The following is a 23663-nucleotide window of genomic DNA, read 5'->3' as shown; positions in this document are numbered from 1 at the left end:
GTCACAAAGCGAAGCGACTGACCCATGCCCAAACGCACAGACATAAAAAGCATTCTGATCCTCGGCGCTGGCCCCATCGTCATCGGCCAGGCCTGTGAATTCGACTACTCCGGTGCCCAGGCGTGCAAGGCCCTGCGCGAAGAGGGTTACCGCGTCATTCTGGTGAACTCCAACCCGGCCACCATTATGACCGACCCGGCCATGGCCGACGCCACCTACATCGAACCGGTGGTGTGGACCGAAGTTGCCAAGATCATCGAGCAGGAAAAACCCGACGCCCTGCTGCCGACCATGGGCGGCCAAACGGCGTTGAACTGCGCACTCGATCTGGAAAAACACGGCGTCCTGGAAAAATTCGGTGTACAGATGATCGGCGCCAACGCCGACACCATCGACAAAGCTGAAGACCGCGAACGGTTCGATAAGGCGATGAAAGCCATCAACCTGGAAACACCGCGCTCGGGCATCGCCCGCTCCATGCAGGAAGCCTGGGACATTCTGGAATGGATCGGCTTTCCGGCCATTATCCGTCCGTCCTTCACCATGGGCGGCAGCGGTGGCGGCATCGCTTACAACAAAGAAGAGTTCGATGAAATCTGCGAACGCGGTTTGGACTTATCGCCGACCAACGAACTGCTGATCGACGAAAGCCTGATCGGCTGGAAGGAGTACGAGATGGAAGTGGTCCGCGACAAAGCGGACAACTGCATCATCGTCTGTGCCATCGAAAACTTCGACGCCATGGGCGTACACACCGGCGATTCCATCACCGTCGCGCCAGCGCAAACGCTGACCGACAAGGAATACCAGATCATGCGCGACGCCTCGCTGGCGGTGTTGCGTGAAATCGGTGTCGAGACCGGCGGTTCCAACGTTCAGTTTGGTGTCGATCCGCAGACCGGCCGCATGGTGGTCATCGAAATGAACCCGCGCGTCAGCCGTTCTTCGGCGCTGGCATCGAAAGCCACCGGCTTCCCGATCGCCAAGGTCGCCGCCAAACTGGCGGTCGGTTATACGCTCGATGAACTGCGCAATGAAATCACCGGCGGCGTAACGCCGGCTTCGTTCGAGCCGAGCATCGATTACGTGGTCACCAAGATTCCGCGCTTTGCGTTCGAGAAATTCCCGCAAGCGAATGATCGTTTAACCACCCAGATGAAATCGGTCGGCGAAGTCATGGCCATCGGCCGTAACTTCTCCGAATCGCTGCAGAAAGCGCTGCGTGGTCTGGAAGTCAATGTCGGTGGTCTCGACCCCAAGGTCGATCTCAACGCCGAGAGTGCCATCGACACCATCGTACGCGAACTGAAAGAACCCGGTGCCGAGCGCATCTGGTACATCGGCGATGCCTTCCGTGCCGATTTCAGCGTCGAGGAAGTGCAACGCTTAACCGGTATTGATCCGTGGTTTTTGGTGCAGATCGAAGACCTGATTAACGAAGAAAAAACGCTCACTGAATCCGGCCTGAAAGACCTCGACGAAACCCGCATGCGCCAATTAAAACGCAAGGGTTTCTGCGACGAACGCCTGGCGCGTTTGGTCGGCGTCAGCGAACAGGAAGTGCGTAAAAAGCGTTGGGCCCAGGGCATTCGCCCGGTCTACAAACGCGTCGATACCTGCGCCGCTGAATTCGCTTCCAGCACCGCCTATATGTATTCCAGTTACGACGAGGAATGCGAAGCCGCGCCGAGCGATCGCGACAAGATTATGGTCATCGGTGGTGGCCCCAACCGCATCGGTCAGGGCATCGAATTCGATTACTGCTGTGTGCACGCCTCCCTGGCCGCACGCGAAGACGGTTTTGAGACCATCATGGTCAACTGCAACCCGGAAACCGTCTCTACCGATTACGATACCTCCGACCGTTTGTACTTCGAGCCGATCACGCTCGAAGACGTGCTGGAAATCATCGAGCTGGAAAAGCCCAAGGGCGTTATCGTTCAGTTCGGTGGTCAGACGCCGCTGAAACTGGCGCGCGATTTGGAAGCCGCCGGCGCACCGATTATCGGCACCGCACCGGATGCCATCGACCGCGCCGAAGACCGCGAACGCTTCCAGGTGATGGCCGACAAACTCGGCCTGCTGCAACCGGAAAATGGTCTGGCGCGCAGCCACGAACAGGCGCTCGCCGTGGCGGCGAAAATCGGCTATCCGCTGGTGGTGCGTCCGTCTTATGTGTTGGGCGGCCGGGCCATGGAAATCGTTTATGAAGAGAGCGAACTGGAACGCTATATGAACGATGCGGTGCGCGTTTCCAACGACGCGCCGGTGCTGCTCGACCACTTCCTCGATGCGGCTATCGAAGTCGACATCGATGCGGTCAGCGACGGCCAGCAAGTGGTCATCGGCGGCATCATGCAACACATCGAACAGGCCGGCGTGCACTCCGGTGATTCCGCCTGTTCGCTGCCGCCGTACAGCCTGCCACAGAAAGCGCTCGATCTGATTCGTGAACAGGTCACCGCCATGGCGCTGGAACTGAATGTCATCGGCCTGATGAATGTGCAGATGGCCTGGCAGGACGAGCAGTTGTACATCATCGAAGTGAATCCGCGCGCTTCGCGTACCGTGCCATTCGTCTCCAAAGCCATCGGCGTGTCACTGGCTAAGGTCGCCGCTCAGGTCATGACCGGCAAAACGCTGGCCGAACTGAACTTCACTCAGGAACTGATCCCGACCTATTACTCGGTCAAAGAAGCGGTAATGCCGTTCAATAAGTTCCCGGGTGTCGACCCGATTCTGTCACCGGAAATGAAATCCACCGGTGAAGTGATGGGCATCGGCGAAACCTTTGCCGAAGCCTATGCCAAAGCCTTGCTTGGCGCTGGCACTCGCTTGCCGGAAACCGGCAAGGTGATCGTTTCGGTTAAGGATCGCGATAAGAAAACCATTCTGCCGACAGCCCGTGCTCTGGCCGAACTGGGCTTTGAATTGTGTGCCACCAGCGGCACCGCCAAGTTCCTGGAAAACGAAGGCTTGACGGTCAGCGTGGTCAATAAGGTGAAAGAAGGTCGGCCGCACCTGGTGGACATGATCAAGAACGGCGAAGTCGCCTTTATGATCAACACCACCGAAGGCCGCCAGTCGATCATCGACAGCTCCGCTATCCGCCGTAGTGCATTGCAACACAAGGTTTACTACACTACGACGATGGCCGCTGCAGAGGCTTCGGTCATGGCATTACAGTTCGTTCAGAACACTGCCGTGCGCCGCTTGCAACAGCTGCACGAAAAGCACATCGCCTGATCCGACAGCGCCAAGCGATTTAAATAAGGGCGCTGCGGCGCCCTTTTTATTTGCCATCAGGCAAGCACCGAATTTGAATCATCCGCCGCGTCGGTTTAACCGTCCGGTTCCAGTACAGGAAGCACTCAGATGCAACGTCACCCGATGACACTCGAAGGCGAAATCGCCTTACAAAATGAGTTGAAAGACCTCAAACAAAACAAACGACCAACGGTTATCAAAGCCATTGCGGAAGCGCGTGAACACGGCGACTTAAAAGAGAACGCCGAGTACCACGCAGCGCGCGAACAGCAGGGTTTTATCGAGGGTCGCATTCAGGAAATCGAGAGTAAACTGTCGAACGCTCAGGTGATCAACATTCACGATATTCCGCACAGCGGCAAAGTGATTTTTGGTTGCACCGTCACCCTGCTTAACCTGGAAACCGACCAGGGCGTCACTTACAAAATCGTCGGCGAAGACGAAGCCAATGTGAAGGTCAATAAGATCTCCTACAGCTCACCCATTGCCCGCGCCTTGATCGGCAAAGAAGAAGGCGACGAAGTGGTGGTGAAAACCCCCGGCGGCGATGTTGAATACGAAATTGAGCAAGTCGAACACAAATAAATCCGCGCAATCAGTACCACAATAAACAGCCGTGCGTGCGTGAAAACGGACGCCCCACCACAGGGAAACCGGGATGAATGCGATCATCTGGATTGTTGTCGGCATCCTGCTGATTCTGTCTGAATTATTGGCGACCAGTGTAGTCGCTGTGTTTATCGGCCTCGGTGCTTTGGTGACCGGTATTCTGATGTGGCTGGGCTGGGTCGATAGCCTGACCTGGCAATTACTCACCTTCAGCATTGTCAGCCTGGGTTCACTCGTGCTCGCCCGGCGTCGCCTTAAAGCCTGGTTCGGTGGCTTCACGACTGACCAAGGCGAAAGCCACAGCGCTTTTCGTCAGGATTTGGGTGAACGCGTAACAGTGGAAAACGATTTTAATCAGGGCGCCGGCCGCGTCATTCTCAATGGCGTCGCCTGGGACGCACTGAGCGACGACGACCTTAAAGCCGGCGATGTTGCCTGGGTCGTCGCTAACGAAGGCATCCGGCTGACGGTCAGTCGCCAGCGCCCCAACTGAATCCCCCACTCAATAAGGACATCCCATGAACGGCTTTCTCGATATCGGCACTATTCTGGCGTTGGGTATTGCCCTCGCTGTTATTGTCGTCATTCTCAAGACGGCGCGCATTGTTCCGCAACGTTCCAACTTCGTCGTCGAGCGTTTGGGTAAATACTCCAAAACCCTCGACTCCGGTTTTCATATTCTGATTCCCTTTATCGACAAGGTCGCTTACCAGCACACCTTGAAAGAGGAAGTCATCGACGTTGCCCAGCAGGACTGTGTCACTAAGGACAACATCCAGGTCGGTATCGACGGCGTGCTCTACATTCAGGTGATAGATGCCCACAAAGCCAGTTACGGTGTCGACAACTACCGCAATGCCGCCAGCCAGTTAGCACAAACCACTATGCGTTCGGTGATCGGCCAGACCGACCTCGACAAAACTTTCGAGGAACGCGCCAAGATCAATGAAGTGGTCGTCAAGGCTTTGGACGAAGCCGCTGCGCCCTGGGGCATTAAAGTACTGCGTTACGAAATTTCCGACATTTCGCTGCCGGAAAGCATCAAAGATGCGCTGGAACAGCAGATGCGTGCCGAGCGTGAACGTCGCGCTGCCATCGCCAAATCCGAAGGTGAACGTCAGGCGATGATTAACGTGTCTGAAGGTCAGAAACAGGAAGTCATCAACCTCTCCGAAGGTGAAAAACTCAAGCAGATCAACGAAGCCGAAGGCCGCGCTAAAGAGATCGAACTGATCGCTATCGCTACCGCCGAAGGTCTGCGCAAAATCGCCGAAGCGATTCAAACACCCGGCGGCAAAGACGCCGTCAGCCTGCGCATCGCCGAGCAGTATGTTGGTGAATTCGGCAAGCTGGCTAAGACCAACAATACGCTGATTCTGCCAGCTGAGTTGTCGAATATTGGCGGTGCCGTTGCGGGCCTTTCGGAAGTATTAAAGAAGGCGGGTAACTGAGGATTTCAGTACTAAGCTGAATACTTTTGTTGAATAAAAAACCGGAGTCGATAACTCGGCTCCGGTTTTTTATTGCGTTCTATCGAACGACTTGCTTACCAGTTATAGCTAACGGTTGCGGTAATTTCGCGGCCTGGGTTGTAGTATGCTGCAGATCCCTTATTCACAACATGTTGCTCATCCAGCAGATTACTGACATTAATTGATACATCTGTATTGTCGATCGGCTGATAACTCAAAGAGGTATCAAAGATGACGGCCGCATCGCTTTCATCATCGTTATCTTCTGTGAAGTAATAGGCACCAACATATCGAGCTCCCAAGCCAACACCGAGGTCCAATTCCGGCACTTCATAGAAACCCCAAACGGAAGCAGTGTGATTCGGAGCAGTCGGTAGTTCATTGCCTTCTTTTTCTTCAGAACCTTCACGCCGTTCGATCTCCGACATCATGTAAGAATAGGCTGCTGTTATACTCAGATTGGCAGTAACTTCAGCTCTGGCCTCCAAATCAAGACCGCGGACCAAGGACTCATCGATACTTTCACGTGTAATGCTGCCATCTCCACCAATAATAGCGATACTGTCATTGCCAATGGTCAACTGATAGACCGCAGCAGAGAACACCGCATTCATGTCAGCCGGTGAATACTTAGCACCCAACTCATACTGTTCTCCACGTTCAGGCTCGGAGCCCGCTTCTGGTGGTTCAACAGACTCAACCATACTGACGTAGGTGGACACTGAATCGTTAACGATATAGGTCAAGGCACCTCGGAAGGAGAATTCCGAGAAATCATCTTCGGCATCTAAGGAACCTGTATAAGCACTCTCGCCCTCTCGTGAGATATCCAACAGGTCATTACGCAGACCTGCAGTCACAATATATCGATCGTTGATGGCGATGTTTTGCTGAATAAAGAATGCTAGCGCGGAATATTCCAACGTCTGGTCTTGATAGACGGACAAGCTAGATGGCGCACCTGAGTAACTTGGGTTGTTGAGATCAATTGAGCTTGTGTCACCGTATACCGACGTACTGCTACTTGATGCATTGCGGTACTCAACTCCAGCCGCCGTATTGCTATCGAATAGATCAAACTCCGCGCTATATTGGGTAATAATATTACCGATCAGTTCTTGAGCTTCACGGTCGGAGCCCAGATAGTCGCGATCGACAACAGAACCGGTTCGGCCCTCACTGTCGGTGATATAGACTTGACCATAATCATCAGTTAAATCGCTATAGCGAATATTACTACTGAGCATTAAGCCATTATTAAAATCATGGCTGACTCGACCCGAAACCGTTATACGTTCTACATCATGGAAGTTGTAGTCCGGCTCACCGTAAAAGTCGCTACGGTCATATTCCTTATCAAACCCATAGCCACCACTGTTCGGCGTACTATCGGTGTTCAGGTAATCGACGATAATGGTAGTGGTTGTGTTGTCGGTCGCATCCCAGGTTAAACCACCCATTACAAAACCAGTATTGTCACGCGAATGTTCATACTCGCGCTCGCTGTCTTTTATTTTACCTGTCAGTCGATAAGCCAGTGTTTCATCATCATTTAGAACGTCCCCGACATCGACACCTGCTTCCATATGACTGAACGAACCCAATGTCAGATACGTTTCACCGAAACGTTCAAAGCGAGGTTGCTTACTGACAAAATTTATTGAACCACCGGGATCAGCAGGACCAAATAAGGTTGAGTTAGCGCCACGCAGCACTTCGACTCGCTCGAACGCATACGGCTCTTCGCGAACTCCGCGCATGGAACCCAGCGTCAAACCATCACGGTAAGTAGTCGCGTTGTAGCCACGAATCTGGAAGTAATCATTGCGGTCATCGGTACCGTAATAATCGGTGACCGTACCCGCCGTATACTGCAAAACTTCCTCAGTCGTATTGGCGTCGCGCTGTTCAATTTCTTTTTGCGTAATCACTGAAACAGAAGCCGGAGTATCAAGAATACTGGTAGCAACTTTGCCGCCGACCCAGAGCTCCTGGGCGACGGTGGATTCAGCATCGTCATCGGCCTGCACCTGGGCATTAACGATGATGGGTGCAAGACGGAAGCTTTCTGCTTCGGTTTCGTTCTCAGTCTGCTCGGCCTGAACACTCAGCGGCGCAAACACCAACGGAGTACAACACAGCAGGACAGAGGTGGAACGTTGACAGCGAGTCCATGCTGAAATCATCCGCGGTTTGGATTGGAACATGATAGACATCCTCAGTAGGCCGAGCATCGGAGGATGCCTGCGACCCGTTGGTTTCAGGGGTGTCATAGTGTGTAAGGAGAGGCTTACTTAGTCAATGCTAATGGGAATTATGATCATTTGCGTTTGCTGTTGACTTTTTATCTCAATTCGTGCCCGGCGACAAACGATGCCGGCCGATGGGTAACACCATCGGTTTGCCGGAAACCGGATCGGTCATCACCTGACTGCGCAGCCCGAATACCGACTCAATCATGGCTTCATCCATAACCGTTTCAGGCGCACCCTGGGCGTACAAGCGCCCGCCCTGCAGCGCCACCAACTGATCGGAATAACGCGCCGCCAAGTTCAGATCGTGCAGCACCATGACGATGGTGGTGCCCCGGCTCTGGTTCAGATCGACCAACAAATCCAGTACTTCCACCTGATGGCTGACATCTAAAAAAGTGGTCGGTTCGTCCAACAGCAGCAACGCTGTTTCCTGCGCCAGTGCCATGGCGATCCAGACGCGCTGGCGCTGCCCGCCGGACAGTTCGTCGACATCGCGATCCATCAACTCAGCAGTCTTGGTCACTTCTAACGCCTGGGCCACCGCGTCGTCATCACGCCTGCCCCAACGCGACATCAAACCGTGGTGAGGATGACGACCCCGGCTGACCAGATCAGCCACGGTAATGCCTTCCGGCGCAATCGGTGACTGCGGCAATAATCCCAGCGTTTGGGCGAGCTCTCGCGTGGGGCCCTGATGCACCGACTTACCATCGAGGAATACCTGTCCAGCTGTGGGTTTCAACAACCGCGACATGGTGCGCAACAAGGTCGATTTACCACAAGCATTGGCACCGACAATGGAGGTAATGCGACCGGGAATAACATCGAGATTCAAACCATCTAGAATGGTGCGTTCGCCATAACCGGCCGATAAATTCTCGACCACCAAACGATGCTCCAGCGTCACAACGAACCTCCTGCACGGTTCACGCGAATGATCAGATAAATCAGATAGGGCGCGCCCAAGGCACCGGTGACCACGCCAACCGGATAACGGCTGGGTAATAAAAACTGTCCGACATAATCGCCCATCAACACCAGAGCAGCGCCGACTAAAGCCGAGGGAATTAACAGCGAACCTTTACTACCAACGATGCGTGCAGCAATCGGACCGGAGAGAAACGCAACAAAGGCAATGGGGCCGGTAACAGCGGTCGCCACAGCGATCATGCCGACCGCGCAGACAATAACCATGACCCGGGTAACTCCTACTTTTACACCCAGCGCCGCAGCGGTATCGTCGCCCATGCGCAGCGCATCCAGATCGCGCCGCCGGCTAAGCAGCAGGCCACCAAAAACCAGCAAAGCAACCAACACCGGCCAAGCCTGATTCAGTTGCGCCGCGTTCACGCTGCCGGTCAACCAGCGCATGGCTTGCTGCAAATCCCAGGCGGGTGCGCGCAACAAAACGTAGCTGATAAAACTTTCGATCATTGCCGCTACGCCGATGCCAATCAGAATCAACCGACTGCCGGCGGCGCCGTTTTTAAACGACAACCCATACACCAGCAAGGCAACACCCAGCCCCGCCAGCACAGAAAAAACCGTCACCGCTGTGCCGTCCCATTGCAGTACGACAATGGCAAAAACCGCTGCCGCACTGGCGCCGGAACTGACACCGATAATGTCCGGACTGGCCAGTGGATTACGCAACATAATCTGAAAGGCGACACCGCCCAGACCGAAACTCAGCCCCACCAGAATGGATAACACCGCGCGCGGCAAACGCAGCTGACCGACGGTAAAGCTGGCGCCGGGAACCGGCTCGCCCAACAGCACGCGCAACACAGCCGAAGGCGGCGTAAAAGATTGACCCAATGACAACGTCAGCGCGAAACCAAACAACAAAATCAGCACAAAAATCAGCGCGATAAACCGCCAGCCCTGGTGGCGTTTATGTCGTTGTGCCACAACACGATCAAGCACATCTGTCTGGGTGATCGTCATAAATCACGCACTCGCTGGCGCCGCACAATCCAGATAAAAAAGGGCGCGCCAATAAAGGCGGTAACAATGCCGACCGCCAGTTCGCTCGGCCGGGCGACAAGGCGGCCAACGACATCAGCAACCAGCAATAAACCCGCACCACTGAGCGCGGAAAACGGCAACAACCAACGGTGATCAACACCAACCAACAACCGACACAGATGCGGTACCACCAAACCGACAAAACCAATGGGCCCACAAGCCGCTGTGGTTGCGCCGCACAACAGGATGGCACCAAAACCAGCGCTTAATCGCGCCAGCATGACGTTTTCACCCAAGCCAGCGGCGAGCTCATCACCCAGTGCCAGGCTGTTTAATTTGCGCGCCGATAACAGACAGATCGCAAAGCCAACGACTAAAAATGGCAGCACTAAACGAAGGGTATCGAAAGTGGCGCCACCGACGCCGCCAATCTGCCAGGAACGCACGCCACCGGCGATATCATTACGCGGCAACACCACAGCAATGGTAAAACTGGACAAGGCAATGGAGGTCGCCGCACCGGCCAGCGCCAGTTTAAGTGGCGTTGCCCCACCCAGGCCCAGCGAGCCGATGGCATAAACAAAAACTGCAGTAATGCCCGCACCAAAAATTGCCACCCAGACATAGCTGTGTGCCAGGCTCATACCAAACCAGGCCAGACCAATAACCACCGCCAAAGACGCGCCGGTATTGATACCCAGAATGCCAGGGTCTGCGAGCGGATTGCGCGTCACGCCCTGCATAACGGCGCCTGCCAAACCCAAGGCGCTGCCGGCGATAACCGCCAACAAAGTACGGGGAATTCGGGTGGCGACGGCAGCTTCACCGACGCTGTTAATCTGGCCCTGCAAAGCGGCATTAATTTCCGCCCAGCTAACGTCGCGCGTGCCGACGGCAATCGATAAAAAGCACAGCGCCAGCAACACTAAAACCAGCGCTAAAAGACTCAGCGAACGTAACCCATTATTGCGTTTAAAAGACGGCGCTGCGTCCTTCAAACCAGTAACCGATGTCATTGCGATCGGCGTGCGGCTTCGGCCAGCATGGCGACATAATCATCCAGCACCCAGCCGATCGACAGCGGTGTCGGATTGGCAGCGGTACCAATCGGACCATTGCCCAGCATTACTACCGAATCGTTGGCGATGGCGCGCATTCGGGCGGTCAACGGATTCGCCTTCAGCGGCGCCAACAGGCTGTCATCGCCGTAGGTCACAAAGATATCGACGTCGTTAAAGCGGTCGATTTGTTCAGCGCTGACTTCGCCGGAGAACTGACCATCGCGACTGGCTTGCTCAACACTTAGCGGCGTGCGCAAACCCAGATCGGCAAAGAATTTCACCCGGGTATCGTTGGCGGTATAAAAACGCACCAGACTTAAATCGGTCGCATCCAGGTGGGTAATAAACATCGCCGACTTGCCATCGAGTTCCGGATAATCCGCCACGGTATCAGCAATCTGTTGTTCCAGTTGCTCGATCAAGGCTTCGCCTTCTGCCGCCATGCCCATGCCGGCGCTGTTGATACGGATCATTTCGCGCCAGTCGGTCGACCAGGGCGATTCCGGGAAAGGCACCACCGGCGCGATCATGCTCAGGGTGTCGTAATCGGCCTGACTGAGACCGGAATAGGCCGCCAGAATCACATCCGGCTGAGTCGCTGCCACGGCTTCAAAATCGATGCCGTCGCCTTCGTCAAACAAAACCGGAGTGTCGGCGCCGAGTTCGTCCAGACGCGCCTTTACCCAGGGCAGCAAACCGTCGCCGTCATCATCACCAAAATTAGCCGCCGCGAAACCAACCGGCACCACGCCCAGCGCCAAGGGCACTTCGTGGTTGGCCCAGGCAACGGTGGCCACACGCTCGGGTTTTTCAGTCAGGGTGGTGGTGCCGAAGGCGTGCTCAATTTGCAGGGGAAAATGTTGTTCCGCCGCGGCCGACCAGGAGGCCAGCGTGGCGACGGCGAAACAGAAGATCAGGACAGGATGGGGCAGTTGCAGACGCATAAGATGACTTCTATCGAATGAGTGAGAGTGCGATAACCGCCAGCAACTCTATCCTTTCGTCATCAAGAGTCAATAATGATAATTGCTTTCAATACGACTCCCAGCCGCATCGAACGCTGCGTTCCCCTTTGAACCCGTCACACAAAATGCGGCTGTGACGGTCCACCAATCTGCCGCGCCAGATAGCTGGCGTAGTTGTCGGTCATGCCGGCAATATGGTCGATCACTCGGTGATAAATCGTCTCCAATGAACTCTGGGCCGCCGGTGCTTCATCGCCCATCAGGTCGAAAACGCGTTTGGCGCGGTAACTGAGTTGCTGCTGATCACCCTTGTTATACAACTCAAAACCGGCGGTGATAAAAGCCTGCAATAAAGTACTCAAGACCGCGTAGGCGCCGATCTCGGTTTCGGTTTTCTGGGTATCGAGAAACACCTTGGTGTAGGCCAGTGTCTTGGCGCGCTGAATACCTTGCTGGATGCGCGGCGGGCAACTGGCGATCAGGTCGCCTTCGAAAGTACCGGCGAGAATGGCGTCCTGTTGCTGAATAAACGCATCAACCACGGCATCGACGATCACGCCGATGGTTTTGCCACGCAGCGCTGCCAACTGACGGCCGGAAGAAATGCCGTTGTCGGCACTGTCCAGGTCGAGGTCGCCACTGCCCTGGATGTTCTGAAACACATCGCGCACTTCTTCGAAATCGAGAATGTGCAATTCAACGGCGTCTTCGAGATCGATCAGGGCGTAACAGATGTCGTCCGCCGCCTCCATCAGATAGCTGAGTGGATGGCGCGCAAAACCGAATTCGCCACGCGGCACCAAGCCCAATTGCGCCGCCAGTTTTTGCAGAATGGGACGCTCCGGTTCGAAGCAACTGAACTTGCCCTTGGCACCGGCGCCTTCGGCGGTCCAGGGGTATTTGATGGAGGCGCCGAGCGTTGGGTAGGTCAGCCGCAAACCACCGCGACCGAGGTGATATTCCACCTGAGCGACGATGCGAAAGCCCTGAGCATTGCCCTCGAATTGGGTTAAATCACGGCGCGTGGCGTCAGACAACGGCTTCAGCAAATACTCATTTTCCGGCTGCTTAAACCAGTCCTGAATGGCGTATTCACCGGCATGACCGAACGGCGGGTTACCGATGTCGTGCGCCAGACAGGCGCTTTGCACGATGACGCCCAGGTCGTCCGGTTCAATAAAGGCTGGCAGTTGTTCGCGAATGCGTTCACCAACGCGGATGCCCAGGCTGCGACCGACGCTGCCCACTTCCAGGCTGTGAATCAGCCGGTTGTGCACATGGTCATTCTTGGCCAGCGGATGCACCTGCGTCTTGCCGCCGAGCTTGCGAAAGGCGCTGGAGAAAACAATGCGATCGTGGTCTTTATGGAAGTGGCTGCGACCCAGTTCTTCGGCGTCGATGGCCTGGTGGCCGTAGCGTTCGGTGGTCAGCAGTTGGGTCCAATCCATGAGGCTATCTCGTTAACGTAAGGGTGAATGATCCAGCAGCACGCATGCGCTGGCAAGCCGTCGACGTTTATGAGCGCCGGTCGCTGTGTCAAACTGCGCACCTTTGGCAGCATTCTCAGAGGCATCCTTTCTTGGCCAAGAGCAAAGTTCAATTCGTCTGCAGTGAATGCGGCGCCGACTATTCCAAATGGCAAGGCCAGTGCACCGAGTGCAAGGCCTGGAACACGCTCAAGGAGTTTCGTGAGGCCACTGGCGCTGCGGCGCGCCAACCCGACTTCACCGATAACCGCGAAGGTTTTGCCGGTTCCCGCTCGCGCATACAAAAACTTTCCGATGTCGATCTGGCCGAGCAGGCGCGCATTGCCACCGGCATGGGTGAATTCGACCGCGTGCTCGGTGGCGGCCTGGTTGGCGGCAGCGCGGTGTTGATTGGCGGTCATCCCGGCGCCGGTAAATCGACCTTGTTGTTGCAGACGCTCTGTCATCTGGCGCGTCAGTTGCCGGTGCTCTATGTCTCTGGCGAAGAGTCGGTGCAGCAGATCGCCTTGCGCGCCAAGCGACTCAACCTGCCCATGGATGAGTTGTCGATTCTGGCGGAAACCTCGGTGGCAAGCATCACCGAAACGGCCAAAGAGGTCGCGCCGAAAATTCTGGTCATCGACTCCATTCAGGTGATGCACGCACCCGATGTCGAATCGGCACCGGGTTCGGTCTCCCAGGTACGCGAATCCGCCGCTTGGTTGACGCGTTTTGCCAAACAAACCGGCACGGTGTTGATCATCGTCGGTCACGTCACCAAGGACGGCAGCCTGGCCGGGCCGAAAGTGCTGGAGCATATGATCGACGCCTCGGTGATGCTGGAAAGCTCGGGCGACAGTCGTTTTCGCACCTTGCGCGCCATCAAAAACCGCTTCGGTGCGGTCAACGAACTGGGCGTCTTTGCGATGCTCGATTCGGGTCTTAAAGAGGTCAAAAACCCCTCATCGATTTTCTTGAACCAGGGCAGCGAAGAAGCGCCGGGTTCGGTGGTTACCGTGGTCTGGGAAGGCACCCGGCCACTGCTGATTGAACTTCAGGCCTTGGTCGATGGCACCAGCATGGGCCACCCGCGACGCATTGCCGTGGGACTCGATACCAACCGTTTAAGTTTGATTCTGGCGATATTGAATCGGCACGGCGGTGTTTTTACCGGCGATCAGGATGTGTTTTTGAATGTTGTCGGCGGCGTGCGCGTCACCGAAACCAGCGCCGACCTGGCCACCTTACTGGCGGTGTTATCGAGCCTGCGCGACAAACCGCTGCCGCGCGACTGGGTGGTGTTCGGTGAACTGGGTTTAAACGGCGAGTTGCGACCGGTGCCTAACGGCCAGGAGCGGTTATCGGAAGCGGCCAAGCACGGCTTTAAAAAAGCCATCATGCCCAAGGCCAATATGCCCAAGAAACCGATTGAGGGAATGACGGTGATCGGCGCTGCGCGCCTCGATGAAGTGCTGGCCGCCTTGCAGAATCTTTAGCTGATCGCCTCGCCCTGCAGCACCTTAAGATAGTCTTCGGACTGGCGATGCTGTTTGATGATATCGGCCAGCGTCTGGCCTTCCAGATTGGTCGCCTGGACGTTACGACCCTGGTCACGAAACAGCTGCACGAAACGCTCGAACGTCACCTCGTTCATGCGGGTATAAGCGCGGTAAAGGCAATGGAAATCCGGGTCGGTGCCATCGTATGTTTTGAAACCCAAATATTCCGCCAGATGCTCCTCGCTCCAGGTTTCGCCTTCAACACGTTGCTTGTCTCGTTTCATAGGGTGCCTCTTGGGGTGCTTTTACAGCGTCGGCGGATGTTATCGGTTGCGATCAGCCGCAAAGCCGACCAAAGGCGGGCATTCTAAAGTTATAGTTAGGCTGGGTGAAATGCCCTATTGGAATAAATGCACCCAGCTGGGCTATATGCGTTGCCTTCAGGCCGCGTTCAGGCAAGCTGATGACACTACACAGCACCATTCACACCAAGACGCGAAGGGGTCAATCATTACAGCCTTACGTTTACTGGCGGCCGTTTTCGGCGTCGCGCTGCTAATGATGGCCAGCCTGGCCGACGCAGAAGAGTTACCGCGTATCGGTCGCTCCGACCTGACCCTGTCGCCGAAAAATCGCGGCCTGCAAGGCGAACTGCTCGATCAGTTACGCATCTACCGGGATTCATTGCGCGCCATCAATCTCTCGCCACGCTCCAATCGCCTGGCCCAGGGCGAACGTCAACGCATGATTCAATGGCTCGACTCGCGCGGTTATTACGACGCTGAAATTCTGCATCGGGTGGAAGAAACCAACAACGGCGAACGCCTGAGTTACCGCATCGATACCGGACCGCAATATAAAGTCTTATCGGTCGATATTCAGGGCGTGACGGTCGAGCTACCGGATGACTGGCCGCAAGCGCGCGAAGGCGAACCGCTGGATGCCGAAACCATTCTCAGCGATCAATCCAGTCTGCAATCCATTGTCGATGATCAGGGCTGCTTCTTTCAGTTGGCCGTCAGCCACGAAGTCCGACTGGTGCCGGGTGAAGCCGGTGGTCGGGTGCGTTATCGGGTTAACGCCAGCGAGCCATCACGCATTGGCGACATTCAGTTCAAAGGCGCCGACGACATCAACCAGGCCTATCTGCGCCGGCAAACCGACCTCGATACCGGTGCCTGCTTCCGTCGCGCCGATATTGATCAGGCGGTGATCAACCTCTATCAAACCCAACTCTTTGCCACGGTGCGGCGATCGCTGTCACGCAACGAAGCCGGCCAGGTCGACGTCACCTTCGAGGTGATCAAGCGTTCGCCACGCACGGTGCGCGCCGGTATCGGCTGGGACACCGATCAGGGCTTTGGTCTGACTTTGGGCTGGGAGCACCGCAATCTGGGGCACCGTGCCCAATGGCTGGAACTGGGTACAAGCCTGCAACAGGAACGGCAGAGCGCCAATGTCACGCTGACGTTACCGGGCTTTCTGGAAGCGCGAAATACCCTGAGGCAGGACAACAGCTTCGTTCACGAAACGCCGGAAAACGGGGAAACTTATAAATATTTAAGCAGCGCCACCATCGACCGCCAGGCATCCAGCCGTGACACTTACAGCTACGGCATCGCCTACCAGCGCAGTGACGAGCGCGTCGATGACAACTGGGACTCATTCAGTCTGGTCCGGGTGCCGCTGGCTTACGAATACGACAGCTCGGCCGGCAGCCTGAATCCAACCGACGGTATGCGCTACGACCTCGGCGTAGAACCGGTGTGGAGCCTGTCAGGCAGCAGCGACCCGTTCTGGGTCGGGACTCTGGGCTGGTCCGGTTTTCTACCGGCCTGGGACGGTGACCTGATCATCGCCACGCACCTGGAATGGCGTTCGTTGTGGGCCTTGCGCGATTACACCGACCTCGATACCGCACCGCAGTCCGACCGCATGTTAGCCGGTGGCGGCGGTTCGGTACGCGGCTATCCCTACCGCTCCATTGGCATCAACGGCAGCGATCAAAGCGGCACCCAACAATGGCAGGGCAGTCTGGAGCTGCGTGGCAAACTGGGTGAGAACTGGGGGCTGGTGTTGTTCAGCGACAGCGCCAGTGTCAGTGAAGACGCGGACCCGACCTCTGGTCAACAGGATTGGTACAGCAGCGTCGGCCTGGGTCTGCGCTATTTCACCCGCTTTGCGCCGATACGGGTCGACATCGCCATGCCGCTGAATCAGCGCGAAGACGACCCGAATTATCAGCTTTACATCAGCCTGGGGCAGTCGTTCTGATGGCCTGGCGATTGCGCAAAGGCGCCGCGCGCGCCTGGTTGATCGGACTGGGCAGCCTGCTTGGCCTGATCATAACGCTGCTGTTGGTGGTCGCCTGGCTGCTGGCCAGCGAAAGCGGCCGACTGACGCTGTTGGGCCAGGCCGAATACTGGCTGCCGCGCGTCACGCCGTTCAGCCTGCACACCGAAGGCGCGCGCAGTCCGGACATCGGCGACTGGCGCTTCGAACAACTGAGCTGGCAAAGCGGCGACGATGGCGTGGCCGTCGACGCCGAAAACCTCAGTGTGCAATGGCGACCCACTTATCTGTGGCAACGCCGACTGTGGATCGACGCCCTCAATGCCGACCGCCTCGATGTGCAGATTCCCGCTAGCAACGACGAGGAAGCAGCGCCAGACAACGAAGCCGGCGGCATACCCGATGTCGCTGAGCTCTGGTCAAAACTGCCGTCGGCGCGACTGGACCAACTGGTGATTCATCGACTGAGCGTGCAACACCCCAGCCTGCCCGAGCTGGACGCCACAGCGGTGGGCGAGATGGCCATCAACTGGGGCAGTTGGCCGGCGCGACTCGATTTAACGCTCAGCGAAGGCAGCCGCAGTGCGCTGATGCTGGGTGTTAATGTCGATGCCGTCGATGCCCTGCGCATTCAGGGCGAACTCAAGGCACCGGCCGACAGCGCCTGGGCACAGGCCTTCGACTGGCCGCTGCAACAGGATATCGTCGGCCAGTGGGATCTGGAACTGAGCCAACGCCAGGGCCAGATTGAAGCGCGCATCGATACCCTGACCCTGCCCTGGCGCGAACAATCGCTGCGCGCCGAAGGCGGCATCAGCCTCAACCCTTACAATGGCCGCTGGTTTTTCTCCGAATTCGAACTCAGCGCCGATGGTCAGCCCGCCCGCTTGCACGGTTTTGTGCAGGCCGACCGCGCCGACCTCAGGCTCAGCGCCGACGCCCTGCCACTGGCACTGGTAAAACCCTGGCTGCCGGTCGATGGATTGGACGGTGCCCTGTCGGTCGACGGCCGTCTGACCGGCGGCTGGCGCGCACCGCGCTTTGCCGGCGATGCTGAATTCGATGGTCAGTGGCAAGACGAAAACCTAAACATCACTACTCGTTCCAGCGCCACCCGCAATGCCGTCACCATCGATGAATTCGAGCTCAACTGGGGACCGGCCGAAGTGACCACCACCGGTCGCATTGATTGGGGCGGACAACGACTCGACCTGAGCATCAGCGGCCAACACCTGGCCGATCGCCACTGGCGTTACTGGGTGCCTGCCTGGCCCAGTGCGATCAGCGTCGATGACGCCAACATCGAAGGCAGCATCAACGGTCCGTTGCGCCAGCCGGTACTGACGGGTGATCTCAGCGCCACTGGCGCCTACCACGACCAGACGCTGCAACTGCAGACCCCGGTCCGGCTGACCCTCAGCCAACTAAACCTGGCCGACATCCAGCTTGAGTCTGATCTCGGTGCGGTCGCCGGCGATCTGAACATCGACTTCGGCAATGCCACCCTGAGCGGCGACAGCCGTTTCAGCGAGGTCGATTCCGACTGGTTGCCGGTGTTCGGGGTCGCCCTGCCCGGCGATCACGACTGGCAGGTCAACGGCCAACTGAGCTGGAGCGGCGCGCTGCGTAACCCCGACACCAGTGGCAACCTGAGGGTACAAGGCCAATGGCAGGATCAACCGCTGAACGCTGACCTGGCGGTCGAACGACTAAACCTGCATCAGGTGACGCTGGCCGAGAGCCGGCTGTCGCTCGGCGACGCCGAAACCGGACTGGCCGGCCAGGTCGATTGGCAGCAACGCCAACTGAATTTGAGCGCCACTCCTCAGGGCGTACGCCTGGCCAGCATCAGGCCCTTTACCCCGCCCTGGCCAGCCTTGTTTGACGAACTGAGCGGCCAGATTAACGGCCGACTCACCCTCAACGGCCCCTGGACTCAGCCACGACTGGTTTCCGATCTGACCCTCGACGGCGACTGGCAGGAGCTGCCACTGAGCGTCGATCTGGACGTTCAGGCGCAGCAACGCGAGCGCTGGCAGATCAACCACGCTGGCGTGCATTGGGGCGATGCCGACATCCATTATCAAGGCTGGATAGAACCCTTCACGCCAGCGCTGCAAGGCCAGTTCGAGGTCAACCAGCTGACGGTTGCCCAGCTGCAGTCGCTGCCGTTTTCCCTGCCCGATCCCTGGGAACAACTGAGCGGTACCGCCAATGCCCAAGGGCAGATCAGCGGCAATCTGCTACGGCCGACGCTCGCCAACACTCAGGCCAGCTTCGACGGCGCCATCGACCAAACACCGCTGCAACTGACGGTCGACCTGACCCAAGCCAGTGTCGACGACGTCGACATCAACCAATTTCAGCTGCGCTCCGGCAACGCCAGTCTCAGGCTCGCAGGCCAACTCAACTGGCCCGACAAAGCCATGAACCTGCAAGCTGATCTGGATAACCTCGACTGGGCGCGGATCGAACCCTGGATGCCAGACAGCATCAGCCAGTCGTTTTCAACCTTGAGCGGTGAGGCTTCCGGCCAGTTGAGCGCTCAGGGTCGCTGGCCACAATTAACGCTCGATGGCGAACTGAGCGCCGGCGGTCGTTATCGCGACCAGGGTTTCCAACTGAACTGGCGCGGCCAGGGCGAATGGTCCGCGCAACTGCGCCACAGTCTCAGCCTGAACTGGGGCGACAGCCGACTGGACGGCCAGCTGGACAGCAGTGGCGACGAAATCGACGGCCAACTGAGCGTCGACAATCTCAGCATCGAGCAACTGCGCGCTTTAGGCTTGCCGCTGGAGAACGGCGTCAGTGGCCAGATCAACGCCGACCTGGGCGTCGCCGGCAGCATGGACGATCCCGAACTCGACCTGCGATTGCAGGCCGCCGGTCGCTGGCAGCCGGCCAGCATTGGGCTGACCAACCCGACCGACTGGCGCATCGACCTCAATGGCCGGGGCCGTCGCGACGACTGGCAGCTGCAACAGGCCGAAGCCGATCTGGGCAGCGCCGGCCAGTTGTCGATCAGCGGCTCCGGTTCCATGGATGAGCTGACCCTCAACGGCGACATCAACATCACCGACAGCCGCTATTGGCTGGCCAATAGTCCGGAATGGAGCGGTTCGCTGGAAGGCGACTTCGAACTGAGCGGCAGCGCCGAAGAACCGGTGGTCGATGCCCGTTTGGACTGGCGCTCCGATCGCTGGCCGCTGGTGCTGAACCTCAATCTGGCGACCGAAGCAGGCGAACACCAACTCAACGCCAAACTCAGCGAAGAAAATGTCGAACGCCTCAACGTCAGCGTCCAGACCGCCCAGACCGCCTTGAGCGACTGGCGCGGCGAACCAACCGACCGGCCGTTCGATGCCGAACTGCGTTTCGACACCGACTCCACCGTTTTCGAGCCCTTCTTCCAGGGTCGGCCGGACCAGGATTTCAGCGGCGAACTGCAAGGCCAGTTGAACATCGAGGGCAGCCTGTCGCGGCCGCAATGGAATGGCGAGGTATCGCTGCGCAACGGCCGCTACGAAAACGCCACCTACGGCGCCGTGCTGTCGGATATGAACGGTAACCTGAGCGCCAACAACCGCACCCTCCAACTGGAACTGGATGCTTCCGACGACGGTGGCGGCAGCGTCGAATTGGCCGGCTCAGTTGTATGGCCGGAAGATCGCACCGTCTGGTGGATGCCCGAACTCGACCTCGCCATGACCACGCGCAGCGCCCATCTGTTGCGCCGCGCCGATATGGACGCCAGCGTCACCGGTGAAGTCAGCGTCACCGGTCCCTGGCGCGACCTGACCGCCGCTGGCAACGTCGATGTCGCACCGCTGACCATTCAGTTGAACTCCTTGCTGCAAAGCGGCGCACCCAGCCTGAACGTGGTGCGCAACAATGGCGCCAGCGAAGCGGAAGACGACGAAGACGAAGACGCCGAACCGCGACTGCTCGCGCCCCAGGGCCAATGGCAGGTTCGGCTGCGCGCCGACCGCCGGGCGCAGATTTACGGCCAGGGATTGGAAGCTGAACTGTCTGGCGAACTCGATCTGACCGACGAACTGGCCAGCCCGACTGTCGGTGGTCGCTTCCAGGTGATCCGCGGAACCTACACCGCCTTCGGCAAAATCTTCGAAATCACCGACGGCAATATCCAGGTTCAGGGCAGCCAGATTTTTCTCGACATCACCGCGAATTATTCGAACCCGGAACTGAGCGTCGAACTGCACATCACCGGCACCCAGGACAAACTCAACCTGACGCTGACCTCGCAGCCGCCGCTGGCCAACGACGAGCTGCTGGCGCGACTGCTGTTCGGCACCTCTCTGAACGAGATGACCGCCGTCCAGGCATTCCAATTGGCCAGCGCTCTGAACAGCCTGCGCGACCCGAATTCCGGCCTGGATTTGTTCGGCACCACGCGCGAACTGCTCGGTCTCGACTCCCTGTCACTCGACAGCAACACCAACGAAGCGGGCGAAACCGCGGTCAACGTCCAGGCCGGCAAATACCTGTCGGACCAACTTTATCTGGAGGTGGAATCCGGCGTACGCACCGAGCAAAACTTCTCCGGCCGACTGCAATTCCAGGTCACACCTGAGGTCAGTCTGGAGTTGTATACCAATGGGCAATATGGCTCGGGTGGGTTGGAGTTGAATTGGAGTGAGGATTATTGAGGCGCCGTTAGCGGCGCCCGGGAGACGCTTGACGGGAGACGGGAGACGCTAAGTAGCAGCGACGGGCAGGTTTTAGTGGTTTAGCGTCTTCCGTCTCCCGGGTGCGGAGCAGCCAAGCGTCTCCCGTTGAAGCCTGGCTCAACGCCAGGACTTCAACCCAAGCAACCTCTCCCCAAGCTCTGTCAACTCCGCCCGGCCATACTTCAGCTTCTCCCACTCACGCGGATCGCCCGGAAAGGCATAGCCTTGGGGCGGTTCGCGGTCACGCCAGGAACGGATGCGCCAGTCGCGGATCTCGGTGTTGCTCTCGTCGGCGGGGACCATGGCGATGTATTGCGCCATGCGCACGCGGTCGGAATGGTTCGGCCGAATGCCGTGGGCGAGCAGCGAGTTGAAGATCAGTAAGTCACCGGCGCGCAGCGGTATCGAGGTTGGTTTCAGGTCGCCCAGGTCCGGCTGATAAGGGTCGCGATCGGCCGGTTGCTTGGCGCGCCAGTCATCGAAATCACGGAACAGTTCCGGCACGCACTGGAAGCCGCCAGTATCGTCGTCGGTATCGCTCAGCGCCAACACGCCCTGCACATTGATCGGTAGCGGATCGAGAGTGGTATTGGCGTCCCAGTGAATAAAACCGCTGAAGGCGCGCTTTTGAGTATTCGGTGGGTTCAGGTTGGCGCGGTCGATGGTGACCCACAAATCTTCGCGATCCCAGATATCGACAAAGGCGTTATAGATGCGCGGCGTTTGACGATTAGCCCACAGCTGCGGATGGTTGTAACACTCCACCATGCCGGAATTATTCAGCTCCACCATGGCGTGATCGCGCCGCTGATGCTGATACCAGGTGCGGCTGTCGTCCGGGTCCATTTCCTGGAATTCCCATAACAACCGGCGCGTGCGTTCGATGGCATCGGCATCGATGGCATTCGGCACAATGACGTAACCGTAAGTCTGCCAGTGCGCAAAATCGGCGTCGCTGAGCACCCGCAGCGGCATTTGTTTTTCCAGTTCACGCAGTTGCACATCGCCGGTATTGGCAATGGAATTATTGCCCGGAGCGTTGTCGCCAAAGCCGTAACGGTTTTGCGGTTGGCCGGATGTTGAGGCTTGAGAACGCATGCCATCTCCTCGTTTTGTTCTTGTTGGAGTGATTATTCTGGTCGGCTCGCTGCATCGGTGTTATCCAAAGCACGCAAAGAATGATACTTTCCGATCATTCTCAGGCTTATTGCTGGTTACTATGCATCGTCATGCGCGCCTTTCATGAACACATCGCACCCCCGCAAGACGCTTCCTGGCGCTTCTTTCATCGCCAGTTGGATGAGCTGCCGTTCGAGTGGCATTTCCACCCCGAATACGAACTGACGCTGACCTTAAACAGCGCCGGCAAACGCTTTGTCGGCGATCATCTGAGCGACTATCAACCGGGCGACCTGGCGTTGATCGGCCCCAACCTGCCGCATTCCTGGCAGTCGCTGGAACGACCGGACCCAAGCCAGCCACACACCGCCTTTGTGCTCTGGTTCAGTCAGGACTGGGTACAACGGCTCAGCGAAGGTTTTGCCGAATACCGTCAGCTGCCCGACTTATTGCTGCAGGCGCGTCAGGGCCTGGCCTTCGATGCCCAGTTGAGCGCACAGCTGCTGCCGCAGTTCGAAGCCCTGGTCGAAGCCACACCGCGCGAACGCTTGGCGAGTTTGCTGAGCATTCTCGATCAACTGCTCGATGCGCCCAGCCAGACCCTGGCGTCGCCGAGCTTTGCCGCCAGCCGACCGGCGCCGTCTGATCAGCAGCAATTAAGCGCCCTGCTGGAACGCATCCACCAGCGCTTTGCCGAGCCCTTGTCGCTGGATGAATTGGCCGCCAGCGCCCATATGAGCCCGGCGACGCTGAGCCGGTTTTTCCGGCGCCATATGAAACAGAGCGTCCATCATTATTTGACTCAGGTTCGGCTGGGCCATGCCTGCTCGGAACTGATTGGCAGCAACCAGCCAATCGCGCTGCTCGCCGAACGCTCTGGCTTCACCAACCTGGCCAATTTCAACCGGCTGTTTCGCAAATACCGTGGTGAAACGCCGGGCCAATTACGTCGCCGTTTTCGCTGACGGTTATCGCGCTGGCCCGTCTGGTGTTTTCGCC

At 57.6% G+C, this 23663-nt stretch carries 16 protein-coding genes; 8 read left to right on the top strand and 8 right to left on the bottom strand.

Annotated features, from left to right (window positions below; all coding sequences use genetic code 11):
- The first annotated feature begins 24 nt into the window (after positions 1–24).
- The 4 genes from carB to ABMA60_RS03120 all read left to right on the top strand — a co-directional run bounded on the left by carB (position 25) and on the right by ABMA60_RS03120 (position 5327).
- Positions 25–3246, top strand: coding sequence for a carbamoyl-phosphate synthase large subunit (gene carB / locus ABMA60_RS03135; RefSeq protein WP_392798573.1), 3222 nt, complete (start codon positions 25–27; stop codon positions 3244–3246).
- 129 nt (positions 3247–3375) lie between these two features.
- Entirely contained in the window at positions 3376–3852 is a 477-nt protein-coding gene (greA, locus tag ABMA60_RS03130; RefSeq protein WP_392798570.1) for a transcription elongation factor GreA, read from the top strand.
- Positions 3853–3925: 73 nt separating this feature from the next.
- Entirely contained in the window at positions 3926–4369 is a 444-nt protein-coding gene (locus ABMA60_RS03125; protein ID WP_392798567.1) for an NfeD family protein, read from the top strand.
- A 25-nt stretch (positions 4370–4394) separates the two neighbouring features.
- The gene (locus tag ABMA60_RS03120) at positions 4395–5327 is read left to right on the top strand and encodes an SPFH domain-containing protein (protein WP_392798565.1); all 933 of its coding nucleotides are present in this window, start codon (positions 4395–4397) and stop codon (positions 5325–5327) included.
- A 95-nt stretch (positions 5328–5422) separates the two neighbouring features.
- Here ABMA60_RS03120 and ABMA60_RS03115 read toward each other — a convergent pair whose 3' ends face one another.
- The 6 genes from ABMA60_RS03115 to ABMA60_RS03090 all read right to left on the bottom strand — a co-directional run bounded on the left by ABMA60_RS03115 (position 5423) and on the right by ABMA60_RS03090 (position 13045).
- Complete coding sequence (locus tag ABMA60_RS03115) at positions 5423–7555, bottom strand: TonB-dependent siderophore receptor (RefSeq protein WP_392798562.1); 2133 nt, start codon at positions 7553–7555, stop codon at positions 5423–5425.
- Between the two features lie 142 nt (positions 7556–7697).
- Positions 7698–8510 carry an ABC transporter ATP-binding protein gene (locus ABMA60_RS03110; protein ID WP_392798559.1) on the bottom strand — a complete coding sequence of 271 codons (813 nt, stop codon included), beginning with the start codon at positions 8508–8510 and terminating at the stop codon, positions 7698–7700.
- Complete coding sequence (locus ABMA60_RS03105) at positions 8507–9550, bottom strand: FecCD family ABC transporter permease (protein ID WP_392798556.1); 1044 nt, start codon at positions 9548–9550, stop codon at positions 8507–8509. Before ABMA60_RS03105 ends, ABMA60_RS03110 begins: the two co-directional genes overlap by 4 nt.
- The gene (locus ABMA60_RS03100; protein WP_392798552.1) at positions 9547–10587 is read right to left on the bottom strand and encodes a FecCD family ABC transporter permease; all 1041 of its coding nucleotides are present in this window, start codon (positions 10585–10587) and stop codon (positions 9547–9549) included. Before ABMA60_RS03100 ends, ABMA60_RS03105 begins: the two co-directional genes overlap by 4 nt.
- Positions 10584–11576: an iron-siderophore ABC transporter substrate-binding protein gene (locus tag ABMA60_RS03095; protein WP_392798549.1), complete on the bottom strand. Its 993-nt coding sequence runs from the start codon at positions 11574–11576 to the stop codon at positions 10584–10586. Before ABMA60_RS03095 ends, ABMA60_RS03100 begins: the two co-directional genes overlap by 4 nt.
- 137 nt (positions 11577–11713) lie before the next feature.
- Positions 11714–13045, bottom strand: a complete 1332-nt coding sequence (locus ABMA60_RS03090; protein WP_392798546.1) for a deoxyguanosinetriphosphate triphosphohydrolase — start codon at positions 13043–13045, stop codon at positions 11714–11716.
- A gap of 131 nt (positions 13046–13176) precedes the next feature.
- Here ABMA60_RS03090 and radA point away from each other — a divergent pair, with 131 nt between their 5' ends.
- On the top strand, positions 13177–14559 hold the full coding sequence (gene radA / locus ABMA60_RS03085) for a DNA repair protein RadA (protein ID WP_392798543.1): 1383 nt from the start codon (positions 13177–13179) through the stop codon (positions 14557–14559).
- On the opposite strand, the gene ABMA60_RS03080 is transcribed toward radA, so the two are convergent.
- Entirely contained in the window at positions 14556–14846 is a 291-nt protein-coding gene (locus ABMA60_RS03080; RefSeq protein ID WP_392798540.1) for a PA4642 family protein, read from the bottom strand. The genes radA and ABMA60_RS03080 overlap by 4 nt on opposite strands.
- Before the next feature lie 274 nt (positions 14847–15120).
- On the opposite strand from ABMA60_RS03080, the gene ABMA60_RS03075 reads away from it, so the two are divergent.
- A complete protein-coding gene (locus tag ABMA60_RS03075; protein ID WP_392798536.1) occupies positions 15121–16836 on the top strand; it encodes an autotransporter assembly complex family protein in 1716 nt (571 codons plus the stop codon).
- Entirely contained in the window at positions 16836–21524 is a 4689-nt protein-coding gene (locus ABMA60_RS03070; protein WP_392798532.1) for a translocation/assembly module TamB domain-containing protein, read from the top strand. The genes ABMA60_RS03075 and ABMA60_RS03070 overlap by 1 nt, the downstream gene beginning before the upstream one ends.
- Positions 21525–21662: 138 nt before the next feature.
- Here the strand turns inward: ABMA60_RS03070 and ABMA60_RS03065 are convergent, their stop codons facing one another.
- On the bottom strand, positions 21663–22643 hold the full coding sequence (locus ABMA60_RS03065; protein WP_392798529.1) for a phytanoyl-CoA dioxygenase family protein: 981 nt from the start codon (positions 22641–22643) through the stop codon (positions 21663–21665).
- Positions 22644–22723: 80 nt separating this feature from the next.
- Here ABMA60_RS03065 and ABMA60_RS03060 point away from each other — a divergent pair, with 80 nt between their 5' ends.
- Complete coding sequence (locus ABMA60_RS03060) at positions 22724–23629, top strand: helix-turn-helix domain-containing protein (RefSeq protein WP_392798526.1); 906 nt, start codon at positions 22724–22726, stop codon at positions 23627–23629.
- Positions 23630–23663 lie beyond the last annotated feature (34 nt).

The organism is Saccharospirillum sp. HFRX-2, assembly GCF_043196805.1.
GTDB lineage: Bacteria > Pseudomonadota > Gammaproteobacteria > Pseudomonadales > Natronospirillaceae > Saccharospirillum.
Note: the sequence above shows the minus strand (reverse complement) of the source record. Positions and strands in the feature narration are given on the sequence as shown.